Origin of the sequence: Methanoregula sp. (assembly GCF_002835825.1) — an archaeon.
Taxonomy (GTDB): domain Archaea; phylum Halobacteriota; class Methanomicrobia; order Methanomicrobiales; family Methanospirillaceae; genus Methanoregula.
In genome coordinates this window covers 1-3,729 of sequence record NZ_PIZH01000227.1, presented here as the reverse complement: position 1 = coordinate 3,729, position 3,729 = coordinate 1, and the positions used below count along the sequence as shown (strand labels likewise).

The following is a 3,729-nucleotide window of genomic DNA, read 5'->3' as shown; positions in this document are numbered from 1 at the left end:
CAACCGACCTTGCCGAGCTGCCCGGGGGAAATTACCTCACCATCCGTCGCCAGCTCAACAAGTTCCGGAAGAACTGTGCCAGCACGGTTGAACCGATATCGGAAAAAAACTGGGAAGATGCGAAGCGGTTCCTCATCGAGTGGTGCGAATGGAAGGGCTGCGAGAGCGGGGATCCGGTCCTTGCCAATGAGAAAGAGGCCGTCTTTTTTGCCATCGACCACATGAACGATCTCCCGCTCAGGGGACTTGCGATCCGGGTCTCATCGAAGATCGGTGCCATATCGTTGTACGAACCCATGACGGGTGATACCGCGCTTGTGCATTTCGAGAAAGGGCTTCCCGATTGCGATGGTATCTACAAGGCGATCAACAGCGAGACCGCAGCCCGGCTTGCGAGAAAATTCACCTATATCAACCGCGAGAGCGACCTTGGTGTACCGGGTCTCCGCGAGGCCAAGATGCGTTATCACCCGCACCACATGGTGGAAGTCTGTTCAATGAAACGCGACTCCTGACCTGGATTCCTGACCGAATATCCAAAAAAGAACGAATCACATTCCTGCCAGGGTCAGGATGCCGGAGGTGATGAGGTTCACGGCGATGGCGGCAAGGAACATGCCCAGCACTTTTCCCATGATGTCTGTGACTACCTCGCCGAGCACCCGCTGGATCAGTTCCGAATAATATAGGATGACCCAGGTTGCAATGAGTGCGAGCGTTATCGCGATAAAGGGAATGAGAAACCCGTAATCCTTCGAAAGGAGCATAACGGTTGTGATGGCGCCCGGCCCGCAAAGAAGCGGCGTTCCGATGACAACCCCTGCTGCACTCTTGGCATGTCCCTTGGAATGGCCCAGCTCAATGCCCAGGGCTTCCTGAATGCCGAGCAGGAAGAGGAGGACCCCTCCCGCGATCTGGAAGCTGGGGATACTGAGACCGAGGATATCGAAGATGACCCGGTTGAAGACAAGGAAGAGGTACATCAGGCTGCCTGCTACAGCAACGGCAATGAAGGCCTGCTTGTGAATCTCAGCAGGAGACTGCCCTTTGGTCATTGCCGCGAAGATCGGCACCGAGAGGAGCGGATCCAGGATGATGAACAGGGTCGCAAACGAATAGAGGATGCCGGAGATATCGTCCATTGTGGATCTTATCCGGATACTATGCATTTCGTGCGGATAAACATGAGTGGTGTTCCGATCTTACTCCAGGTTCCTGTGGTTTGCATCATCCATAATATATAATATCATGGCCTTCCATCTTCCAGTAAGGCGGCCCTGACTTCGGGAGACTGGCGGAAATGGCCGCATGGGTGAACAATCATGGCAAAAACCGGAAAACCTGGAATGAAAGGTGGTGCAAAGAAGACTGCAAAGACTGTTGCTGTGGCGAAAAAGCCCGCAGCCCGGGTGACAAAGAAACCTGCTGCAGCGAAAAAGACTCTGGTTAAAAAGTCCCCTGCAAAGACCGTTGTCGTGAAGAAGAAACCTGCCGTCAAACCGGCGAAGAAAGTGGCCGCAAAGAAAACGCCCGTGGTGAAAAAAACCGCAAAAAAACCGGCGGCCAAGGATATGACCCGGTACCGGTGCAAGCTCTGCGGGTACATCTACTCCCCGATGAGGGGTGAGCCACACAACGGGATACCGGAAGGAACACCCTTTGATGAACTGCCGGAGAGTTATGTCTGCCCGGTCTGCGGCCAGCAGGGCAAGGGGAGGATCGGGAAATGGGGCTTTGATGAATGGCGCCCTACACGGTATCTCTGCTCGCTCTGTAACTACGTGTACGATGAGAAACGGGGAGAGCCTCACCGGGGCATCCGGCCCGGGACGAAGTTCGATGACCTGCCGGATGATTACAGCTGCCCGGTCTGTGCGATTGATCCGAAGATCCGGGTGCGGTTCGGTAAGGTATTCAAGCACGGGTTCGAACCATTGAACTACTAACAGCTCAAACCCTCCACTTTTTCTCAAACGTGCATCATCGTCCCCTTATTCCGATCTTTCACTCGCAAGCGCCAGCACTGCCGGCGTTCGTGCCGGAACAAATCTATAAACCTCCCGGTGGTTTACTTTGTAATACATGGCACCATTTGCAGCGTTTTCCCGAAATTGGATCGCGTGGGGCCGATCCCTGCTCCTGCTCACGGTTCTCTGTGCCGTCTCCCTGATACCTGTTGCATCTGCGTACGGCTACAGCGAGGATTATGAAGGATATCTTGGTGAAACCATTGCGTTGCACGGGGTTTCGTACAGCGGTGATTCAATCTACCTGTTCATGACGGGTCCCGGCCTCCCGGCAAATGGAGCGCCCCTGACAGACCCCACCAAACGAGCCGACCAGGGATACAACACGATGGTGGGCCTTGCCAGCGACCAGACCTGGTCATTCAAATGGGACACCTCAAAACTCGAGCGCAAGATCGATCCCGGCACGTATCTTGTGTATGCTGTCAATGCACAGGCTGATGCCTCAAGCCTTGCAGGGCACAGCTACCAGACGCTGAGCGTGTACCTGAAGGACGGTGCCCTCTCCCGGGACCGGGTCAGCACCGGAGCGAAGTACACGCTCAACCTCCTGGATGATGATCCGACTGTCGTGACAACAGCAACCACCGTCCCGCCAACAACACCCCCGGTAACGACAATCCCTGAAACAACGGTTGTTACGACAAGCGTGCCACCTTCGCCGGCTGCGACAAAGTCGCCCCTTGCCCCACTCCTCGTGATCATAGCCATTGCAGCAGGATGCCTGTATCTCCCTCACCACCGCAACCGGTAATTCCTGAGCAGACTCCCCCCACTCCATTTTCAGGGGATCACGACATCGCACACCAGCGTGAAGGAATCACCTGCAAGGTATTATTTACCCTCGTGTGAATGATACTATGAGTCACATGGACATACCGTCGGTTCTGGACAAGGCGCATCGTCAGATGAAAGTCGGGCGCTATGATGATGCGATTTCCCTGTATGATCAGGTCCTCGAGATCGACCCGAATAATACCACTGCCCTTGAGAACAAGGGCAGGATCTACTATGACCTGGGACGGCACGAGGATGCAATTGCCTGTTACGACAAGGCAATCGTCGTCAACCCCGGCCTGATCTCGGTCTGGTTCGAGAAAGGGTACACGCTCCGCAAGATACGCCGGTACGAGGAGTCCATCCAGTGCTTTGACCGGGCCCTGGCCCTCGATCCCGGGTATACCTTTGCCATCGCCAATAAAGGATACTCCCTCAACGAGCTGGGAAGACACAAGGAAGCGATTGCGTGTTTCGATGCTATCCTGGAGGAGAGCCCGAAGAATATCCGCGCCATGACCGGAAAAGGCATTGCCCTGCGCGAACTCGGGAAAAATGAGGAAGCCCTTGGATATTTCGAGAAAGCAATCGGGCTCAACCCCATCAACTCCTTTGTCTGGTACAATAAGGCGATCGCCCTGCGTAACCTCGGGCGGGTGAAGGAAGCCGATGAGGCGATCCGTGTCGTTAACCTGCCTCAGGGCCCGTGGAAGCGGTGAGCCGGAAGGGTGGAAATAGTTCTCTTTTTTTCAGGAGTTTTTTAGAAAATACTGAAGCGGTGGCGAGGCTTCTCGATCACTAGGGCTGCGATGTCTCGCAATTCGAAGAAATTCTGATGAATTTCTTCTCGAACTCAAACTTCGCTGCGCGAAGTTCTTCGTAATTCGAAGAAGTCCGTAAGGACTTCGAGATAAAGAATGGAGGC

The 3,729-nt window shown here is 54.5% G+C and carries 5 protein-coding genes; 4 read left to right on the top strand and 1 reads right to left on the bottom strand.

Annotation, left to right across the window (positions count from 1 at the left end):
• Window positions 1–515: DUF2156 domain-containing protein (locus CW742_RS08725; RefSeq protein ID WP_292419240.1), on the top strand; the 515-nt coding region annotated here is incomplete at its 5' end.
• 36 nt (window positions 516–551) lie between these two features.
• On the opposite strand, the gene CW742_RS08720 is transcribed toward CW742_RS08725, so the two are convergent.
• Window positions 552–1,142: a MarC family protein gene (locus tag CW742_RS08720; protein WP_292419238.1), complete on the bottom strand. Its 591-nt coding sequence runs from the start codon at window positions 1,140–1,142 to the stop codon at window positions 552–554.
• Window positions 1,143–1,322: 180 nt separating this feature from the next.
• On the opposite strand from CW742_RS08720, the gene CW742_RS08715 reads away from it, so the two are divergent.
• From CW742_RS08715 to CW742_RS08705, 3 genes are all read left to right on the top strand, one after another.
• On the top strand, window positions 1,323–1,946 hold the full coding sequence (locus tag CW742_RS08715) for a rubredoxin (RefSeq protein ID WP_292419235.1): 624 nt from the start codon (window positions 1,323–1,325) through the stop codon (window positions 1,944–1,946).
• Window positions 1,947–2,082: 136 nt separating this feature from the next.
• The gene (locus CW742_RS08710) at window positions 2,083–2,781 is read left to right on the top strand and encodes a hypothetical protein (RefSeq protein WP_292419233.1); all 699 of its coding nucleotides are present in this window, start codon (window positions 2,083–2,085) and stop codon (window positions 2,779–2,781) included.
• Window positions 2,782–2,896: 115 nt separating this feature from the next.
• Entirely contained in the window at window positions 2,897–3,523 is a 627-nt protein-coding gene (locus CW742_RS08705; protein WP_292419230.1) for a tetratricopeptide repeat protein, read from the top strand.
• Window positions 3,524–3,729 lie beyond the last annotated feature (206 nt).